Origin of the sequence: Streptomyces sp. F63, from assembly GCF_018070345.1 — a bacterium.
Lineage (GTDB): Bacteria > Actinomycetota > Actinomycetes > Streptomycetales > Streptomycetaceae > Streptomyces.
On the sequence record NZ_JAGPXX010000011.1, the window covers coordinates 144,102 to 161,695 of the forward strand.

Genomic DNA, 17,594 nt, shown 5'->3' on the forward strand with positions numbered 1-17,594 from the left:
CGGCCGTGCCCCCACCGGGTTCCGGCACGGGGCCGGGTGCCGGGCCGTCCGGGATCGTGGATGTCGGACCGGCACGGTAGAAACGTGATGCCACGGAGCCGGGCAGGGGGCTCCGGGCGGACGGGGCCGTGCCGCGACGGAAGCCGTGCGCGAGCGGCGGCCCGGGGCCGCGACGGAGGGGGAATCGTGCTGAAGCTCTATTACCGGCTCGTGTACTGGAAGAGACGCGCCGGACGGACGGTGGGGCGGCGCGCGCCCGCGCGGCAGCGGTACGCCGCCGGGAGCCTGCGGGTGCGGATGCACCGGCTGCGGCCCCTCTGGGTGTTCGCCGCCCTCGTCGCGGTCGTTCTGGCCGCCTCGGCGGTGGTCGGCGAGTGGACCGGGCCGGAGTACGGGACGGGGATGCCGTAGGGCGGACGGGGCCGCCGGGCGGGGAACGGCGCGGATCCACGGGCGGAGGGGAGGCGCCGGTGTCCGGTACAGCGGTTGTGTCAAGGAGCTTTGACTACCCGTCAGGCACTCGGTAGCGTTCCGGCGCGCAGGCCCGGCGGCCGCGGGAGGACCCGTGCGCCCCGCCCGCGCAGCACCGGATGGGGGTGGCCCGGTGGGCCTTTTCGAGCAGGGGCGTTCCTTCCTGGACGCCCTTCCCGCGCCGGACCGCACCGCCCTGGTCAGGCTGGGCACCGCGCGCCGCTACGCGCCGGGGGAAGTGCTGATGCGGGAGCGCGACCGCACGTCCTTCGTCGTCGCCATCCTCAGGGGCTGGGCGACCGTCTCCGTCGACACCGAGCGGGGCGGCCGGCTGATCCTGGCCGTGCGGGGCGCCGGATCGGTGGTCGGCGATCTCGCGGCCGTCGACCGGGGCCCGCGCAGCGCCACCATCACCGCCCTCGGGCCCCTCGACACACTCGTCATTCCCGGCGACCGGTTCCGCGGTTTCCTGGCCTCGCACCCCGCCGCGAACGGCCCGATCATGCGGCAGCTCAGCTCCCGGCTGCGCAGCTCCGACGGCGAACGCCGGGCCCTGGCCTCGGAGAACGTCCTGCGGCGGCTGGCCGCCCGGATCGTCGAACTGTCCGACCGGGCGGGCGCCTCGGCCGAGGGCGGCGGGGTGGCCATCGCCCTCCCCATGCCGCAGCACGACCTGGCCGCCGCGATCGGCACCACCCGGGAGGCCGTCGCCAAGGCGCTGCGGCTGCTCCGCGAGCAGGGCGTGGTGAGCACGGCGCACCGCCGTCTGGTGGTGGAGAACCCCGCGCTGCTGCGGCTCCTCGCCCGCGGCGAGTCCACCCGGGAGGGCGGGGACGCGGGGTAGGGCCCGCTCCGGCGGGCGGCCGGAGGACCGCTCGGCGAGGGGCCGGCCGGCGGGCGGCGGCGGCGAAATGGGCCCAACTGTGTAAACGGCTACGGACGGGGCCCCGTGCCCCGGGCCAGTCTGGTCCCGTCGAGCACGCCCCGCAGCCGAGGAGTACCCGTGAGGACCAGACAGGCCGTCAACCGGCTGATCGTCAGCGTGGACGCGGAGGGTTCCTCCCAGCGGGACCTGCGCGGCAAGCTCCACCTGCGCGACGCGGTGTACCGGCTGGTCGAGGAGGCGCTGTGCGCGGTGGACCTCCCGGCGGACCGGGTGCACCTGGAGGACCGCGGCGACGGGGTGCTCCTCGCGACCGACCCGGCGACGCCGCCGGAAGCCATGGTCGGCCTGTGGCTGGAGGAGGTCCACCAGGGGCTGCGCGAGCACAACCGCGGCGGCCGCCCGGACGCCCGGCTGCGGCTCCGGATCGGCATGCACGCGGGGCCGGTGGCCGACGACGGCCGCGGACTGGTCGGCACGACCGTCGACCAGGCGTGCGCACTGTGCGACAGCGCCGCCGCCCGCCGGGTCCTCGCGGCGGCACCCCGCTCGGACCTCGTGTTCGTCGTCTCCGACTGGCTGTACCAGTCGGTCGTCGCCGAGGGCGGCCGGTTCGTCGAGCCGGAGCACTACCGGCCCGCGCCGGTGGAGGCCAAGCAGGCCAGGCTGACCGCATGGTTCCGCGTTCCCGGACTGCCGGTTCCCCCGCTGCCCGCGGCGGGACCGGCCCAGGCCACCGGGGACCCTTCGGGGGAGGGGTCCCGGGCGGGCGCGCCCGGCGGTACCGGAGAGGCCGGCCGGGAGAAGGGCCGGCCACCGGTACCGCCGGAACCGCGCCGGGAGGCGCCCAAGTACGTCTTCGAGCAGATCGACGGGGACAACACGGTCATCGACGGCAACACCTTCGAAGCGGGCTCCACCGCGGTCGGCCGCGGACGGAAGCAGCGCGCGGGCGGGGACGGGACCCGGTGAGCGACGACGAGCCGGGCGCGGCCCCGGCCGCCGGCGGCCGGGGCGCCGAGGCCGGCTCGGGCCGGGAGGAGCCGGGTGTGGACAAGGCCGGCGCCCCGCCGGAGAGGCCGCGCGCCCTCCAGGGGCCGCGCGGGCCGGCCGGCGGCGGGACCGGAGCGGACGCCGTGCACGCGGTGCGCGAGGCCCGCGCCAACTTCACCGTGCACGGCCCCAACACCGTCGTGGACGGCACGACGGGCGCCGTCCACGTCGGCGACGTCTACCAGTTCGGCGGCCGTCCCTCCCTGGTCTCGGGCACCGTGCCGCGGGAGGAACTGCGCGCCCTGCGCCTGGTGTTCGCCGAACCCCCCGGCTACGCGGAGCTCCGGACCCTGCTGGCGGAACGGCGGATCATCGCGCTCTGCGGCGACCCCGGCACCGGCCGCGGCTACGCGGCGCTCTCCCTCCTCGACGAACTGACCCGCGGCACCGTCGAACGCATGGACCCGCGCACCGAGCTGGACCGGATCGCCGACGCGGACATCCAGGACGGCCACGGCTACCTCGCCGAGATCCCCGTGGACGGCTTTCCCGCCTCCCGGGCCGGAGCGGACGACACCCCGGCCGGAACCCCGGGCGAGGGCCACCGCGCGCGGGGCGGCGCCGGGTCCCGCCCGGCCGGGATCCACCTCGACCGGCTGCGCGACCTGCTCACCGCACGCGACGCCTACGCCGTCCTCGTCGTGGACGCGGGCGACTTCGCCGACGAGCTGCTGCGCGGCCGCTACGGTGCCCTGTTCCGGCCGCCGGAGGCGGTGGACGTGCTCCGCCGCCATCTGCGTCCCCTCCTCGGCGCCGGCGGGTCCGGAGCCGTCGAACGCGCGGTGGCCGCCTCCCGCGGCGAGGACGTGACCGGGGCCCTCGGGCTGGAGCGGCTGCGGCCCCACGAGGCCGTCAGCCTCGCCGGCCTGCTGGTCCGGCACGCCGGGGGCGAGCTGACGGACGAGGGACTGCGCGCCGAGTGCGCCGGGTTCGCGGCCCGCCAGGCCCGGTCCTGGTTCGCCGGAGCCGGCCGCGGCGGCAGCCTGGCCACCGCGCTGACCACCCTCCGCCCCGCCGCCTTCCGGACCGCGCTCGCCGTGTACAACGGCGCTCCGTACAGCGTCGCGGCCGAGGCCGCCGAACAGCTGGCCTGGGAGTACGCCGCGACCTGGGCGCCCGAGGAGGTGCCCGGCCGGCCGCTGTTCACCGACAACCTCCAGGCCCGGCTGACCGCCGCGCGCGCGGTCCTGGAGGACGGCGCGGCACCGGTCGGGGACGTCGGAGTGCCGGTGCGCACGGTCCGCTTCCAGGGCCGGGCCCTGTCCTCGGCGGTCCTCGGCCATCTCTGGGACCAGCACCACAACGCGCGCGGCCCGCTCTGCCGCTGGCTGCGCACCCTGTGCGACGACGGCCGGGCCGCCGTCTGGGTGCCCGCCGCGGTGGCCGCCGGCGCGCTGTCCTGGCGCGACTACCCGTACGCGCTGGCCGAGCTGGTGCTGCCGATGGCCGGCTCCGACTCCGCGACCCAGCGGTTGGCCGCCGCCACGGCGACGGCCGAGGGCGCCCGCCACGAGGCGGTCCGGGGCGCGGCGCGCGCCCTGGTCCGCGGCTGGGCCCGGGGCACGGACCCGCTGCTGCGCCGTACCGCCGCGCTGGTGCACGGCTACGGCTCGGTGGAGGAGTCGCTCTCCGCCTCCCTCGACGAGCTGGGCCGGCTGGCCGGTGCCGCCGGGGACCGGGCCGACGGCGCGACGGAGACGGACTGGGGCCTGCTGGAGGACACCGCCTACAGCGTCGTGCGGCTGCTCGCCGGTCCCGCGCCCGGCACCGTCGTCACCCGGATCGGCCGCTGGCTCGGTGACGGGCGGGCGGGCCGCCGCGACCTCGCGCTGCTCGCCGTGGTCGGCACCGTGTCGATGCGGGCCTGGGCGCTGTGGGGGCTGGAGGACCGGGCGGAGCTGGAGCCGTATCTCAGCCGGCCGCTGGTGGCCGCCCTGCTCGCGGCCGAACCCGCGGAGCGTCACCGGCTGGCCGACCTGGTGCGGTTCGCGCTGGACACCGGCCGGTCCCGCGACGCCGTGCTCACCGCGCTCGCCGACTGGATCCGCCGGGGGGAGCGGGACCGGGCGCTGCTGGACGAACTCTGCCGGTTCCTGCCGCTGCTGGCCGCCGACGAGCCCGGACGGGAACGCCTGTGCCATCTGGCGGACCGGCTCGACCGGGACCCCGACGAGTCGGTCGATCCGGCCGTGACGGCGCGGGTCCGGGAAGCAATGGCACCAGGGGAAGGGAACACCGCACCATGACCGTCCAACACCACCAGCCCCGCACCGGGCTGCCCGGACAGGCCCCCGGCGGGCCGGCGGCCGCGTACAGACCCCGGCCCGCCGCGGTCGGCCCGTCGCAGGACCTCGCCGGCCCGTTCGTCCGCGAGTACACGCCGAAGTGGCCCTACCGGCACCCGAGCGCCCAGGTCGCCTCGGTGCTCTACTACCGCATGCGCTCCACGCGCGTGGTGAACCCGGAGGGGGACCGCGGGCACTGGCTCCACTTCTTCTCCCGGCCCTACACGGTGGTGGACGTCCAGCTCGGCTGGCACGTCGCGCAGTTCGAGGTGAAGCTGCCCACCGCCGACAGTGCCCTGTTCTTCCCCGCCCGCGTCAAGGTCCGCTGGCGCGTGCGGGATCCGTACACGGTGGCGAACAGCCAGGTGTCCGACGTGGCCCAGCTGATGATCCCCGAACTGGAGTCGCGGCTCCGCGAGGTCACCCGGCGGTACGCCGTCCACGACGTGAAGGCCGCGAACGAGGCGGTCGGCGAGGCCCTCGGCGGGGGCGACCCGGGCAGCGCGTTCGGCCTGGAACTCGAGGTGTTCGCGGACATCGGCCCGGACGAGCTGACGGTCCGGCACACCGAACGGGTGGTCGAGGCGCGGCACCTGACGGTGCTGGAGCGGATCGACCAGGATCTGCGGCGGCTGAAGGACGAGGGCGAGCGGACCAGCATCCGGGAGTGGACCGCGCACTTCCAGGGCGCCCTGGAACGCGGCGAGACCGCCCTCATGGCCGAGATGATGGCCCGGAGCCCGCAGGACCTGCCGAAGATCCACGCCATGCTGCGGAACGAGCAGCGGGAGGCCCGCCAGGACTCCATGGAGCTCATCGGACGGCTGATCGACGGCAATCTGCTGGAGACCTGGCAGCTCGGTGACCAGGCGCAGGCCGTGGTGGAGTTCCTGCGCACCGGCACCCGGCGGGTCGTCGAGACGGCCGGGGACGCGTCGCACCGCGCCCTGGACCCGGGCGGTGACGCGGCCGGCGCGCGGGAGCCGGCGCGGCCCAGGCCCTTCTGGGAGGCGGAGCGGGAGGACGGCCCGGGCGGCGGCACCGGGCCGGGCGGGGGCCCGGCGCGGCCCGGCGGGGGGTGACGGATGACGGCGACGCCACCGGCGGGCGGGGGGCCGCCCGGTGCGGCGCCGGCGTCCGGCACCCCGGCGCCCGGAGGCGCCCCGGGCGGAGTCCCGGACGCCGGGTCTCCGGGTGCCGACGGCGGGCGGCGGCCGGCCGGTGCCGGCGCGCAGTTCGTCGCGGAGCGGCTGCACAGCGCCGTGCGGGAGGAGATGGGCCGGGCCGACACCAAGGCGTCGATCCTGCTCTCCGGGGCGATGGCGGTCCTCGTCATGGTGCTGACCTGGTACGGGGACGGACTGCCGGCCCTGCCCGCGGCCGCCGCCGCGGCCGGGGCCCTGCTGTGGGCCGCCGGGGTCGTCATGCTGGCGGCGGTGGTCATGCCGCGCAGGCGCCCGCCGGCCCGCCCGGGCCGTGCGGCGGGGGCCGCCGACGGGACCTTCTTCGCGGACCTGACGAGGTTTCCGGGCGGGGCGTCGGCGGAGGCACTGCTGCCCCGGGTGGCGCGGGCGGGCCGGGAGCCGCAGCGGTGGATGGTGGAGCAGTCCTGCACCCTCGGGCTGATCCTGGCGGTGAAGTACCGGTGGCTCCGGCGGGGTGTGCTGTGCCTCGCGGCGGGCGGGGCCCTGCTGCTGGCGGTCCGGCTGCTGCAGTGACGCCGCCCGGCGGGGGAGGACCGCCGCCGCACCGGTGCCCCGGCCCGGAGCTCCGGGCCGGGGAGCACGCCGGGGATCAGCCGCCCGGGTGGTTCGCGGGCCCGGCGTCCGGGCTCACCGTCCGTCCGAGGAACGGGGCCGCCAGAGCCGACAGCGCCGCCAGGACGGCGACGGTGGTGAGCGCGGTGGGCAGCGAGGACCAGTCGGCCAGGAAGCCGATGACGGGCGGGCCGAGCAGCATGCCGCCGTAGCCGAGGGTGGAGGCGGTGGCCACACCGCTCGGGCCCGCCAGTGCCCCGGCCCGTTCGACGGCGACGGGGAAGACGTTGGCCAGGCCCAGACCGGTCACCGCGAAGCCGAGCAGCGCGAGCCAGACGCTGGGCGCCAGGGCGCCCAGCAGCATCCCGGCGGCGGCCGTCGCGCCGCCGGCCACCAGGGCACGGGTCCGGCCGAGCCGCAGCAGCTGCGCGGTACCGGTGAGCCGGCCCGCCGTCATGGCCAGGGCGAAGAGGGCGTAGCCGGCGGCCGCGACACCGGGGTGGGCCGCCAGGTCCTGCTGGAGGTGGAGCGCGCCCCAGTCCGCGAGTGCGCCTTCGCCGTAGGCGGTGCAGAAGGCGATGAACCCGAAGAGGACGACCGCCCGGCGGGTGCGGGAGCTGTGCCGGGGGGCGGGTCCGGCCGTGCGGGCCCCGGAGCCCGCGCGGGGCGCGCGGGACGCGGCGCGCTCCGGGACGGGGATCGGATGCGCCAGCAGGACGCGCCCCGCGGCAGCCGTGAGGAGCAGCGCGGTGAGGCTCAGCGCGGCCAGATGCCGGGCGGCGGAGACCTGTCCGGCCACCAGGCCGCCCAGGCCGGCCCCCACCATGCCGCCGAGGCTGAACGCCGCGTGGAACGACGGCATGACCGGGCGGCGCAGCGCGGCGACCAGATCCACGGCCGCGCTGTTCATGGCGACGTTGACGGCCCCGTATCCGGTGCCGAAGAGCAGCAGCACCAGCCCCAGGGCGAGCACGGAGTGGGTGAGAGCGGGCAGCGCGACGCTCAGCGACAGCAGGACGGCACTGGCCACGGTCACGCGGGCGGTGCCGAAGCGGTGGCAGAGCCGGCCGGTGACCATCATGGTGGCCACCGCGCCCGCGGAGACGCCGAGCAGGGCCAGGCCCAGGTCGCCGGCCGAGGCGCCGGTCCGCTCCTTGACCGAGGGGATGCGGACGACCCAGCCGGCGAAGACGAAGCCGTCCAGGGCGAAGAAGAGGGTGAGCGCGGTACGCAGCCGGTTCAGTACGGAATCGGCGGTGGTGCCGCCCTTTCCGCCCGAACGGCCCGTCCGTATTTTGTTCAGGGTCGGCACAAAGTCAGAATAGGGGGGTGACCCCACCTCGGACAACACGGCTGGAGAGAGGCCGCAACGCCCTCGGCCCGGCGCTGGAGCTCGTACACACCGGACGGGCGCCGACCCGCGCCGTCCTCACGGCGGAGCTCGGCGTGACGCGGGCGACCGCCGGTGCCGTCGCGGCCGAACTGGAGGCGCTGGGGCTGATCACGGTGGACTCCCGGCCGGGCGGTGCCGCCGGAGCGCAGGGCAGGCCGTCGCACCGGCTGGCCGTCGACGACCGGGGACCGGTGGTGCTGGCGGCGCAGGTGCACGCCGACGGCTTCCGGGCCGCGCTGGTCGGGCTCGGCGGCCGCATCGTCGCGACCGCGCCCGGCTGCCAGGACGTACCGGCCGACCCCGGGCACGTGCTCGCCGCCGTCGTCGAGGCCGGGGCCGGGCTGCTCGCGGAGAGCGGCCGCCGCTGCGTGGGCGCCGGGCTGGCGGTCCCCTCCGCGGTGGCCGAGCCGGAGGGAACCGCCCTCAACCCGCTCCACCTCGCCTGGCCCGTCGGCGCGCCGGTCCGGGAGATCTTCCGCGAGGCCGTACGGGACGCCGGCATCCTCCCCGGGCCTCCCGGCTCTCCCGGCTCTTCCGGCGGCCCCGCCGTCTTCGCCGGCAACGACGTCAACCTCGCGGCGCTCGCCGAGCACCGGCACGGCGCCGGCCGCGGGGCCCGCGACCTGCTCGTGGTGGCCACCGGACACCGCGGTGTCGGCGGCGCACTCGTCCTCGACGGGCGTCTGCACACCGGGAGTGCCGGCCTCGCGCTGGAAGTCGGCCATCTGACCGTCAACCCGGACGGCCGCCCGTGCCACTGCGGCAACCGCGGCTGCCTCGACGTCGAGGCCGACCCGCTGGCTTTCGTGACGGCCGCCGGGCGCGACCCGGGCCCGGAGGTGTCCCTGCTGCAGCGCTCCCGCGACCTGCTCCGCACGGAGTACGGCGACCCGGCCGTACGGAGCGCGGCGCATCTGCTCGTCGCCCGTCTCGGTCTCGGGCTGGCCGGGCTCGTCAACATCCTCAACCCCGACCGGATCGTGCTCGGCGGCCTCTACCAGGACCTGCTGAAGGCCGACCCCGAGCGGCTGCGCGCGGTGGTCGCCGAACGCAGCCTGTGGGGGCGGAGCGGCAGCGTGCCGGTGCTGGAGTGCGCACTGGACCACAACAGCCTGGTGGGCGCGGCCGAGCTGGCCTGGCAGCCGGTCCTGGACGACCCGCTGGGCGCCCTCCTCGGCTGAGCCCCCGCGGCCGGCCGCGCACCGCCGCTCAGCCCGGGCGGGCGCCGGTCGCGGCGGGCTCGCGCGGCGCCACCGGGGTGTGCGCGCCGCGAGGCGTTCCGGCGGCGGCGCCGGAGGACGGGACGGAGGCCGGCGCCGTACCGCCCGGCCGCTCCTCGGCGGCGACCGGCGGGGCGGCGGACGGGGGCGCGCCGGGACCGGCGGTCACCGGCGCGGACAGGGAGAACCACACGGCCTTGCCGCGTTCCCCCTCCCGCTCACGCACCCCCCAGCTCTGGCTCACGGAGGCGATCAGGGAGAGCCCCCGGCCGCAGGCGGCGGAGGGGCCGGCGGAGCGGACGTGCGGCGGGCGCGGGTCGCTGTCCTGCACCGACACCGTCAACCGGTCCGGCAGCAGGACGATCTCGACCGTGCAGTTCTTGTCCGGCCGGGCATGGCGGTGGACATTGCTGAGCAACTCGGTGACTCCGAGCGCCGCCGCGTCGATCAAGGCGTCGAGACGCCAGTAGCGCAGATGGGCCGAGAGGATTCTGCGCACGTGGCCGATCCGCGGCGGCAGCGCCTGGAGCTCCACCGCGCAGTGCCCGCGTGGCTTGCTGATCACGGCTGCGACTCCCTGAAGAGATCCGGGGACTGGAACGCATCCAACGGAACGCACCCGGCCGTGGGGGTGACGGCCGTATGCGCCCGGCGGGGACCCGCAGAGAAGCGTCACCGCCGGTGGACTCTCCGTCAACGTCCCACCAGCCTCGCCCCGGACCGGCCCGGCCGCAACCCACGGCCCCGCGCGTCACTCGCGGGCGGCGTCCCCTCCGGCCGTGCGCACGGCGTCGAAGAACCGCCGCGCCGAGGGCGGTCCGTCCTCGCCCTGTTCCGGGTCGCGTGAGCCCAGCTTGAGCCGGTAGCGGTGGCCGTTGACCGTGGCCAGTGCCTCGTCACCGCCCGCGAACCAGGGTTTCCCGGCACGCACCAGATGCACCGGCGCGCTGTCGATCTCCGTGCCCTGGCTGTTCATGAGCGTCAGCTTGCCGTCCCGGATCTGCACCTGCCCGGCCCGGGTCAGGGAACGCAGCCGGTGCCCGATCCCCACCCGCTCCGCCTTGAACTGCGGTTCCGCCATCCGTACCGCCCCCTCGGGGTCCGGCGGGGCTTCTCCGTCCGCCCCGCTCGATTGCCGCCCTGCCGGTCAGTGTGCCCGTGACCGGCCCCGTACACCAGTCCCGGCCTATGATCGAGCCGACCCGGCGGCGGCACGCCCGGTCCGGGACGTGATCGCGAGGAGCGGCGCTGGTGAGCACCATGGAGCAGCAACCGGCCGGCTGTCCGGCCGTCACCCTCGACACCGACCGCAGTGACCCGCGGTACCGGGCCTGGCTGGGCGACGCCATCCGGAAGGTCCAGGCGGACGCCAACCGGTCGGCCGACACCCATCTGCTGCGGTTCCCCCTGCCCGCCGACTGGGGCATCGACCTGTACCTCAAGGACGAGTCCACCCATCCGACCGGCAGCCTCAAGCACCGGCTGGCCCGGTCGCTGTTCCTCTACGGGCTGTGCAACGGGTGGATCCGGCCGGGGAAACCCGTCATCGAGGCGTCCAGCGGCTCCACCGCCGTCTCCGAGGCGTACTTCGCCCAGCTGATCGGCGTGCCCTTCATCGCGGTGATGCCGCGCACCACCAGCCCGGAGAAGATGCGGCTGATCGAGTTCCAGGGCGGCCGGTGCCATCTGGTGGACGACCCGCGGACGGTGTACGAGGTCTCGGCCGCGCTCGCCGCCGAGTCCGGGGGCCACTACATGGACCAGTTCACCTACGCGGAGCGGGCCACCGACTGGCGCGGCAACAACAACATCGCCGAATCGATCTACGAACAGCTCCGCCTGGAGCGCTACCCCGAGCCCGCCTGGATCGTCGCCACCGCCGGCACCGGCGGCACCTCGGCGACCATCGCCCGGTACGTCCGCTACATGCAGTACGACACCCGCGTCTGCGTCCCCGACCCGGAGAACTCCTGCTTCTTCGAGGGCTGGACGAGCGGTGACACGGATGCCCGCTGCGACAGCGCCTCCCGCATCGAGGGCATCGGCCGCCCGCGGATGGAACCGAGCTTCGTCCCCGGCGCGATCGACCGGATGATGAAGGTCCCCGACGCCGCCAGCGTCGCCGCCGTGCGGGCCCTGGAACGCGCCATCGGCCGCAGGGCGGGCGGCTCCACCGGCACCGGGCTGTGGAGCTCCCTGAAGATCGTCGCCGAGATGGCCGCCGCCGGGCAGCGGGGCAGCGTCGTGACCCTCATCTGCGACGGCGGCGACCGCTATCTCGACAAGTACTATTCCGACGCCTGGCTGGCCGAACAGGGCCTGGACATCGGCCCGTACAGCGACGCGATCACCACCCTGCTCGCCACCGGCGAGTGGCGGGGCCGCTGAGACGGCGCCGCCGGGCGCGGCCGGCGGGCGGTCAGCCGTCCGTGGCGCTCCCGCCCTCGTCCTCACCGGCGACGATCAGCTCCGGCAGCCGTTCGGCGATCTCCGCCCGGGCGGCCGGCGACAGGCCCCGGTCCGTCACCAGGACGTCCACCTCCTCCAGCGAGGCGAACGAACTGAGCCCCACCGTGCCCCACTTGGTGTGGTCGGCGACCACCACGACGCGCCGTGCCGAACGCACCAGCCGCCGGTTGGTCTCCGCTTCGGCCAGGTTGGGCGTGGACAGCCCGGCCTCCGCCGAGATCCCGTGCACGCCCAGGAAGAGCAGGTCGAAGTGGAGGGAGCGGATGGCCTGGTCGGCGACCGGACCGACCAGCGAGTCCGAGGGGGTGCGCACCCCGCCCGTCAGCACCACCGTGGCGGGCGCCTGCCGGGGAGCGCCGGGGCGCGCGGACGGGGCAGCGCCCTGAGCGGTGTGGAAGACGTCCGCCACCCGCACGGAGTTCGTCACCACCGTCAGATCCGGGACGTCCACCAGCCGGCGGGCCAGCGCGAACGTCGTCGTGCCGCCGGACAGCGCGACGGCGCTGCCGGGGGCCACGAGCGCCGCCGCGGCACCGGCGATCTCCTCCTTGGCGGTGGGCTCCAGCGTGGACTTCGCCTCGAACCCCGGTTCGTGGGAGCTGGCCTCCGCGACCGGCACGGCACCGCCGTGCACCTTCTCCAGCATGCCCTGCCGGGCCAGCGCGTCCAGATCCCGGCGGACCGTCATGTCGGACACGTTGAGCCGCCGGGTCAGCTCGTTGACCCGTACGCCGCCCCGCCGCCGGACCTCGTCGACGATCAGTGCCCGCCGCTGCTCCGCCAGCAGGTTCTGGCTCTCGCTCACTTCAGCCCCCGTCCCTCGTCAGCGGGCACCTGCCCGGCCTCCCCGTCGCGTCGGCCATCCTCCCACGGCGCGGGGCCCGTGCCGGGGGAGGACCCGCCCCCGCGCTGTGGCCGGAGCGTGTGCGTCCGGTCACGATCCGGCCTCACCTCCGCCGAGCCGCCCGCGAACGGCCGCCGCCGGGCGGGATCCTGGTGCTCCGGAGCGGACGGATCGGGAGATCACCATGGCGGTCACACATCCGGACACGGCCGGACCGGAGGACCGGGACGGCCGGCCGGCGGACGCGGAGCGCGAGCGGGAGGCACCCGGGCCCGCCCTGGAGCTCCTCGTCCACGGAGTCGGCGGCGCCACACCGCAGGAGGTGCTGGACGACCCGCGCACCGTCCGTGTCACGGGCGACAACACCGCGGGCATCCACCGCCGCGCCGACGACGCCGGTGCGGAACGGCAGCCCGGGCGCCACGGCGGCGAGCCGGTCCCCGAAGCGTACTGCTGGGGCGGACTGACCTCCGGCAACGGCGCCCGCGCGCTGTGGCTGCTGTTACTGCCGTTCATGGTCGTCAACCTGGCGCACTGGATGCGTCCGTCCGCCGCGGACAGCAGGACGCTGATCCGCCTGTACGGCCTGCTGATCCGCCTGGTCGCCCTCAGCCTGACCGTGCTCCTGACGGCCGCGGCCTGCGAGGTCGCCCTCGACCTCGTCGCCTGGCAGTGCGCCGGCTCCACGGCCTGCGCCGGGAGCCGGGCCTGGCTGGGCTTCCTCTCGCCCGGCCACGGCGGCTGGTGGAGCCAGCCCGGCCGCCGTCTGGCACTGGCCGCCCTCGTCCCCGCGGCACTGACCGGGCTGCTGTGGTGGCTCTCCCACCACACCTGGAGCGCCTACGAGTCCGCGCCGCCGCCGGTGCACGAACCCCTGCGGGAAGGCGACCCCGGCACCGCCCACCAGCCCGCGCTGCGCCTGCCCGGCTTCTGGTACGGCCGCCGGCTGGTGGCCCGGCTGCGCGCCGCGCACACCGCCGCCGGCTTCCTGACCGTGGCCGCCGCGCTCTCCGCGGCCGCCACCCGGTACGACCGCAAACCGGGCGGCGGCTTCTGGCTCGACCTCTTCGGCTGGTGCCTGGAGGTGTCGCTGGTCCTCGCCGGCGTGTTCGTCGTCTGGGTGGTGAGCTCCCGGGGACGCACCGAATCCGTACCGGACGGCCGGCTGGACCGTGCCGTCGTGCGCTTCCTGCCCGGCGCCGCGCTCGGACTGCTGGTGCTGTCCGCGGTGCACGCGTCCTGGTCGCGTCCCGGCTGGCGGTCGGGCGGCCTGCTGCCCGGGGACGAGACCTTCGGCGTCATCGCCCTCGGCCAGGGAGCCCTGGTGCTCGCCGCGGCCTGGACCGGCCACCGGCTCCACCGCACCGACCCCGACCGCCGTTCGGCCCTGCACGGTTTCCGCGGAGCCGCCGTCGCCGTGTTCGCCTGCGCGCTGGGCGGGGTGATGTCCGGAGGCGTCGCCCAGCGCGTCGCCGACTGGCTGGACGGGCCCGGCACCCCCGGGATGAACGACGGCTACATCACCGGGCCGCCGGCCGTGCTGTCCTGGAACGCGGCCGTCATCCCCCCGCTGCTGGCCGTCCTCGTCGTGATCGCCGCCTACTTCGCCGGCCAGACCTGGCGGGTGCGGCGCGAGCGGATCGACGCGGTCCGGGCGAGCCATCCCGGGGAGCCGGAGGACACGGCGCGCACCCGCAGGATCGCCGGTGTCACCGCCACCGCGCGGCTCACCGACTGCGCCCCCTGGTTCCTCGGTGCCACCGCCGCCGTCACCCTGCTGCTGGGCGGGGTGGCGGTCGCCGGGGCGTGGAGCACCGGCGAGGTGCCCGGACGGGCCGCCGAGGGCGCGCCCGGCGTCATCGAGGCGACCGCCCAGACCTCTCAGGCGCTCGGTTCCTGGCTGATGGGCCTGGGTTTCCTGCTCTTCCTCGCCGGCGGCCGCCGCGCCTACCGCGATGCCGCGGTCCGCCGCACCATCGGCATCCTCTGGGATGTCGGCACCTTCTGGCCGCGCGCCGCGCACCCCTTCGCGCCCCCCTGCTACGCCGAGCGCGCCGTCCCGGACCTCACGTGGCGCATGGAGACCTGGACGGGGAGCACCGGCGGCCGGATCGTCCTCTCCGGGCACTCCCAGGGCAGTGTCCTGGCGGCCGCCGCGGTCTGGCAGCTCAGCCCGCGGGCCCGCCGCAGGGTCGCGCTGCTCACCTACGGTTCGCCGCTGGAGCGGCTCTACGGACGCTGGTTCCCCGCCTACTTCGGGCCCGGACCGCTGCATGCCCTGCACCACGAGGTCCACTGCTGGCGCAATCTGTGGCGGGAGACCGATCCGATCGGCGGGCCCGTCATGCTCCCCGCACCGGCCTGCGCCGACGACCCCCCGGGCCCCGATGTGGACCGCGGCCCGCTCAAGGACCCGCTCGCCTACGGACGGACCCCGGAACACCCGCTGCCCGCGCCGATCCTGGGCCACTTCGAATACCAGGCCGATCCGGTCTTCGCGGAGGAACGGGCGGCGCTGCTGGAACGGCTCCCGGACGTGCCGAAGCCGCGCCCGGCCGGAGCGGCGCCGGGCGGCTGAACGGGTCCGCGCGCCCGGGGAGCGGCGGCCGGCGCGGCCGGGAAGCGGGTTCAGCGGCCCGGCGGCGGTTCCGTCCGCGTCTCCGCGAGCTCAGCCGGGGTCCGGCAGGTCCTCCGGGTACAGCAGGGTCAGCTCGTCGGTGGTCGGCGCGGACAGCTGGGCGACCCGGCCCGCGTGACGCTCCACCATCGCCTCGAACGTCTGCCGCGCCGTGCGCCCGTTGCCGAACGCCGGGCCCTTGGGCAGCACGGTGAAGTACTTGAGCAGGGCCTCGGCCGCGCCCTCACCGATCCGGTACTCGTGCTCCTCCGCCTGCTGCTCCACGATCCGCAGCAGTTCCTCGGGCGTGTAGTCGCCGAAGGCGATGGTCCGGGAGAAGCGGGAGGCGACCCCGGGGTTGACGGTGAGGAAGCGCTCCATCTCGGCCGTGTACCCGGCGACGATGACCACGACGGAGTCCCGGTGGTCCTCCATCAGCTTCACCAGGGTGTCGATGGCCTCACGGCCGAAGTCGCGCCCCGAGTCCTCCGGCGAGAGCGCGTAGGCCTCGTCGATGAACAGCACACCGCCGCGGGCCCGTTCGAACGCCTCCTGGGTGCGGATGGCCGTGGAGCCGATGTGCTCGCCGACCAGGTCCACCCGGGAGACCTCGACGAGGTGGCCGCTCTCCAGCACTTCGAGGGAGCGCAGGATCTCGCCGTAGAGGCGGGCGACGGTCGTCTTCCCGGTGCCGGGGGAGCCGGTGAAGACCAGATGGCGCCGGACGGAGGCGGCCTTGAGCCCCGCCTCCTGCCGTCGCCGGCCGACCTCGATCATGTCGGTGAGGGCGCGCACCTCGCGTTTGACGCTCTCCAGGCCGACCAGGGCGTCGAGTTCGCCGAGCACCTCGTCCGCGGGCCGGGTGTCCGGGGCGGCCGCTGCCGTCGGCTCGGCGGCTGCCGGGACCGCCGGGACCGCCGGGACCGCCGGGACGGCGGCGGTGCGCCGCTCGGGCACCGGGCCCAGCAGGCCCGCCGGGGCCTCCGCCGTTCCCGCCACCGGCGCCGTCCCGGTCGCCGCGGCCGTCGGGGCGGCGGGCGGGACCGCGCTCTCGTCGCTGGTGCAGTCCTCGCTGACCGGGCCCGCCTCGGCGAACTCGTAGCCGCCGCGGGCGCAGCGCTCGGTGCGGCAGCGGGTGAGCGTCGTCCGGCAGCCGTCGATGACGTGGAAGCCGTAGCCGCCGCTGCCGGTGACCCGGCAGGAGGTGAACGTGCCGCGGCCCTCCGCGGAGACGTAGAAGCCGGCCTCCGTGGGGGAGTTGACCGTGGTGCGCTCGACGGTGGGGTCGGCCCCCTTGGTGACGATGACGCCGGTGGCGGTGGAGTCGACGGTGCAGCCGGAGAGGACGCCGCCGGTGCCGTGGTCGCGGAACCAGGCGCCGGTGGCGGCGTCCCGGATGCGGCAGTCGTCGAGCTGCACGGTGGCCCCGTCGCTCACGGAGACGGCCGTGTTGCGCACCTGGGAGAGGTCGCTGTCCACCACGTCGGCGCGGGAGCCGCGGTCGAGGACGAAGAGCGCGTCGGGGACATCGTGCAGCCGGCAGGACTCCAGGACCACGGCGGCGCCGTCGCTGACCCACACCGCCGGGTAGTCGCCGGTGCTGTCGTGGATCTCGCACTGGTGGCCGTCGACCCGCGTGCCGGGGTCCCAGACGGACAGCCCGTTGCGGCCGAAGCGACGGACCTTGGTGCGGGTGAGGGTGAGGACGGACCGGGAACGCAGATCGACCGCGTTCTCCGGGACGTCGTGGATGTCGCAGTCGGAGAGGGTGAGGGAGGCGTCGGTGTCGAGGGTGACGCCGTCGCCGGAGGTGCGGTGGATCGTGCAGTCGGTGAGGTGCCCGGTGGCCCGGGAGGCGACGCGCAGGCCCGCGCCCTTGATCTCGTACACCTCGCAGCCGAACGCCTCCAGGGAACTGCCCTCGCCGGTGAGGGAGATGCCGGAGCCGGAGGCGTGGTGCACGCGGCAGCGCTCCAGCCGCGGGTGCGCGCCGCCGTGCACGGAGACCCCGGACTGGCCGGCCGCGAGCACCTCGCAGTCCTCGAAGGCGCCGCCCGCGCCGCCGAGGACGCTGATGCCGGCGCCGCCGGGGTTGTCGACGGTGCAGCGCCGCACGGTGGGCCGGGCAGCGCCGCGGACCTCGATGCCGGCGGCGGAACGGGTGGCCACCCGGATGCCGGTGATCTCCGCGGTGCCGTCCTCCACGAGCAGCGCGGGCGCGGACGAGTCCTGGCCCTCCAGGTGCAGGTCGTGCACGGCCGCGGAGGCGCGGACGGTCAGCGCCACCCCGTCGATGGGGGCGATCCGCACCGAGCCGCGGCCGCCGCTCGCGCCGCGGAGCGTGACCGCCTGCTCGACGACGAGGTTCTCCCGGTAGGTGCCCGGGGCTATGGAGAGCACGTCGCCGTCCCCGGCGGCCTCCAGGGCCGCGGCGAGGGAGGCGTACTCGCCCGTCCGGCGCCGCCACCGCGACGTGCCGGTGTACGTCACCTGGACCGTGCCCTGTGGTGCCATGCTGCTGCCGTGCCCCCACCTCGTGCGTGCGTCTGTTCGCCGGATCCGGCTGTGTGTTCCGGCGACCCACCGTAGCGTGCGCGGGAGG

14 protein-coding genes are annotated in these 17,594 nt (G+C 76.1%); 9 read left to right on the plus strand and 5 right to left on the minus strand.

The window, feature by feature from the left end; genetic code table 11:
• Positions 1 to 186: 186 nt before the first annotated feature.
• The 6 genes from KBZ10_RS14670 to KBZ10_RS30045 all read left to right on the plus strand — a co-directional run bounded on the left by KBZ10_RS14670 (position 187) and on the right by KBZ10_RS30045 (position 6,410).
• Complete coding sequence (locus KBZ10_RS14670; RefSeq protein ID WP_307847430.1) at positions 187 to 411, plus strand: hypothetical protein; 225 nt, start codon at positions 187 to 189, stop codon at positions 409 to 411.
• 193 nt (positions 412 to 604) lie between these two features.
• A complete protein-coding gene (locus tag KBZ10_RS14675; protein ID WP_210988053.1) occupies positions 605 to 1,315 on the plus strand; it encodes a Crp/Fnr family transcriptional regulator in 711 nt (236 codons plus the stop codon).
• Positions 1,316 to 1,474: 159 nt separating this feature from the next.
• Complete coding sequence (locus tag KBZ10_RS14680; protein WP_210988054.1) at positions 1,475 to 2,326, plus strand: hypothetical protein; 852 nt, start codon at positions 1,475 to 1,477, stop codon at positions 2,324 to 2,326.
• On the plus strand, positions 2,323 to 4,653 hold the full coding sequence (locus KBZ10_RS14685) for a hypothetical protein (protein ID WP_210988055.1): 2,331 nt from the start codon (positions 2,323 to 2,325) through the stop codon (positions 4,651 to 4,653). Before KBZ10_RS14680 ends, KBZ10_RS14685 begins: the two co-directional genes overlap by 4 nt.
• The gene (locus KBZ10_RS14690) at positions 4,650 to 5,774 is read left to right on the plus strand and encodes a hypothetical protein (protein ID WP_210988056.1); all 1,125 of its coding nucleotides are present in this window, start codon (positions 4,650 to 4,652) and stop codon (positions 5,772 to 5,774) included. Before KBZ10_RS14685 ends, KBZ10_RS14690 begins: the two co-directional genes overlap by 4 nt.
• A 3-nt stretch (positions 5,775 to 5,777) precedes the next feature.
• The gene (locus KBZ10_RS30045) at positions 5,778 to 6,410 is read left to right on the plus strand and encodes a Pycsar system effector family protein (protein WP_282107830.1); all 633 of its coding nucleotides are present in this window, start codon (positions 5,778 to 5,780) and stop codon (positions 6,408 to 6,410) included.
• A gap of 76 nt (positions 6,411 to 6,486) precedes the next feature.
• Here KBZ10_RS30045 and KBZ10_RS14700 read toward each other — a convergent pair whose 3' ends face one another.
• Complete coding sequence (locus KBZ10_RS14700) at positions 6,487 to 7,761, minus strand: MFS transporter (protein ID WP_210988057.1); 1,275 nt, start codon at positions 7,759 to 7,761, stop codon at positions 6,487 to 6,489.
• A 17-nt stretch (positions 7,762 to 7,778) separates the two neighbouring features.
• Between KBZ10_RS14700 and KBZ10_RS14705 the strand changes: the two genes are divergently transcribed.
• On the plus strand, positions 7,779 to 9,023 hold the full coding sequence (locus KBZ10_RS14705; RefSeq protein WP_210988058.1) for an ROK family protein: 1,245 nt from the start codon (positions 7,779 to 7,781) through the stop codon (positions 9,021 to 9,023).
• Between the two features lie 28 nt (positions 9,024 to 9,051).
• On the opposite strand, the gene KBZ10_RS14710 is transcribed toward KBZ10_RS14705, so the two are convergent.
• Positions 9,052 to 9,627 carry an ATP-binding protein gene (locus KBZ10_RS14710; RefSeq protein ID WP_210988059.1) on the minus strand — a complete coding sequence of 192 codons (576 nt, stop codon included), beginning with the start codon at positions 9,625 to 9,627 and terminating at the stop codon, positions 9,052 to 9,054.
• 186 nt (positions 9,628 to 9,813) lie between these two features.
• Positions 9,814 to 10,143 (minus strand): hypothetical protein, encoded by a 330-nt coding sequence (locus KBZ10_RS14715; RefSeq protein ID WP_210988060.1) that lies wholly within the window; start codon positions 10,141 to 10,143, stop codon positions 9,814 to 9,816.
• A 179-nt stretch (positions 10,144 to 10,322) separates the two neighbouring features.
• Here KBZ10_RS14715 and KBZ10_RS14720 point away from each other — a divergent pair, with 179 nt between their 5' ends.
• Positions 10,323 to 11,450: a PLP-dependent cysteine synthase family protein gene (locus KBZ10_RS14720; RefSeq protein ID WP_210988093.1), complete on the plus strand. Its 1,128-nt coding sequence runs from the start codon at positions 10,323 to 10,325 to the stop codon at positions 11,448 to 11,450.
• 31 nt (positions 11,451 to 11,481) lie between these two features.
• On the opposite strand, the gene KBZ10_RS14725 is transcribed toward KBZ10_RS14720, so the two are convergent.
• Positions 11,482 to 12,336 (minus strand): DeoR/GlpR family DNA-binding transcription regulator, encoded by an 855-nt coding sequence (locus KBZ10_RS14725; RefSeq protein ID WP_210988061.1) that lies wholly within the window; start codon positions 12,334 to 12,336, stop codon positions 11,482 to 11,484.
• Positions 12,337 to 12,559: 223 nt separating this feature from the next.
• Here KBZ10_RS14725 and KBZ10_RS14730 point away from each other — a divergent pair, with 223 nt between their 5' ends.
• A complete protein-coding gene (locus KBZ10_RS14730) occupies positions 12,560 to 14,953 on the plus strand; it encodes a hypothetical protein (RefSeq protein ID WP_247702367.1) in 2,394 nt (797 codons plus the stop codon).
• A 90-nt stretch (positions 14,954 to 15,043) separates the two neighbouring features.
• Here KBZ10_RS14730 and KBZ10_RS14735 read toward each other — a convergent pair whose 3' ends face one another.
• On the minus strand, positions 15,044 to 17,506 hold the full coding sequence (locus KBZ10_RS14735; protein WP_210988062.1) for a right-handed parallel beta-helix repeat-containing protein: 2,463 nt from the start codon (positions 17,504 to 17,506) through the stop codon (positions 15,044 to 15,046).
• Positions 17,507 to 17,594: the final 88 nt, after the last annotated feature.

Coding starts and splice junctions, on each gene's coding strand:
- KBZ10_RS14690 (WP_210988056.1), top strand. CDS start 4,650: ATGACCGTCCAACACCACCAGCCCCGCACCGGGCTGCCCGGACAGGCC.
- KBZ10_RS30045 (WP_282107830.1), top strand. CDS start 5,778: ATGACGGCGACGCCACCGGCGGGCGGGGGGCCGCCCGGTGCGGCGCCG.
- KBZ10_RS14715 (WP_210988060.1), bottom strand. CDS start 10,143: ATGGCGGAACCGCAGTTCAAGGCGGAGCGGGTGGGGATCGGGCACCGG.
- KBZ10_RS14720 (WP_210988093.1), top strand. CDS start 10,323: ATGGAGCAGCAACCGGCCGGCTGTCCGGCCGTCACCCTCGACACCGAC.
- KBZ10_RS14730 (WP_247702367.1), top strand. CDS start 12,560: ATGGCGGTCACACATCCGGACACGGCCGGACCGGAGGACCGGGACGGC.
- KBZ10_RS14735 (WP_210988062.1), bottom strand. CDS start 17,506: ATGGCACCACAGGGCACGGTCCAGGTGACGTACACCGGCACGTCGCGG.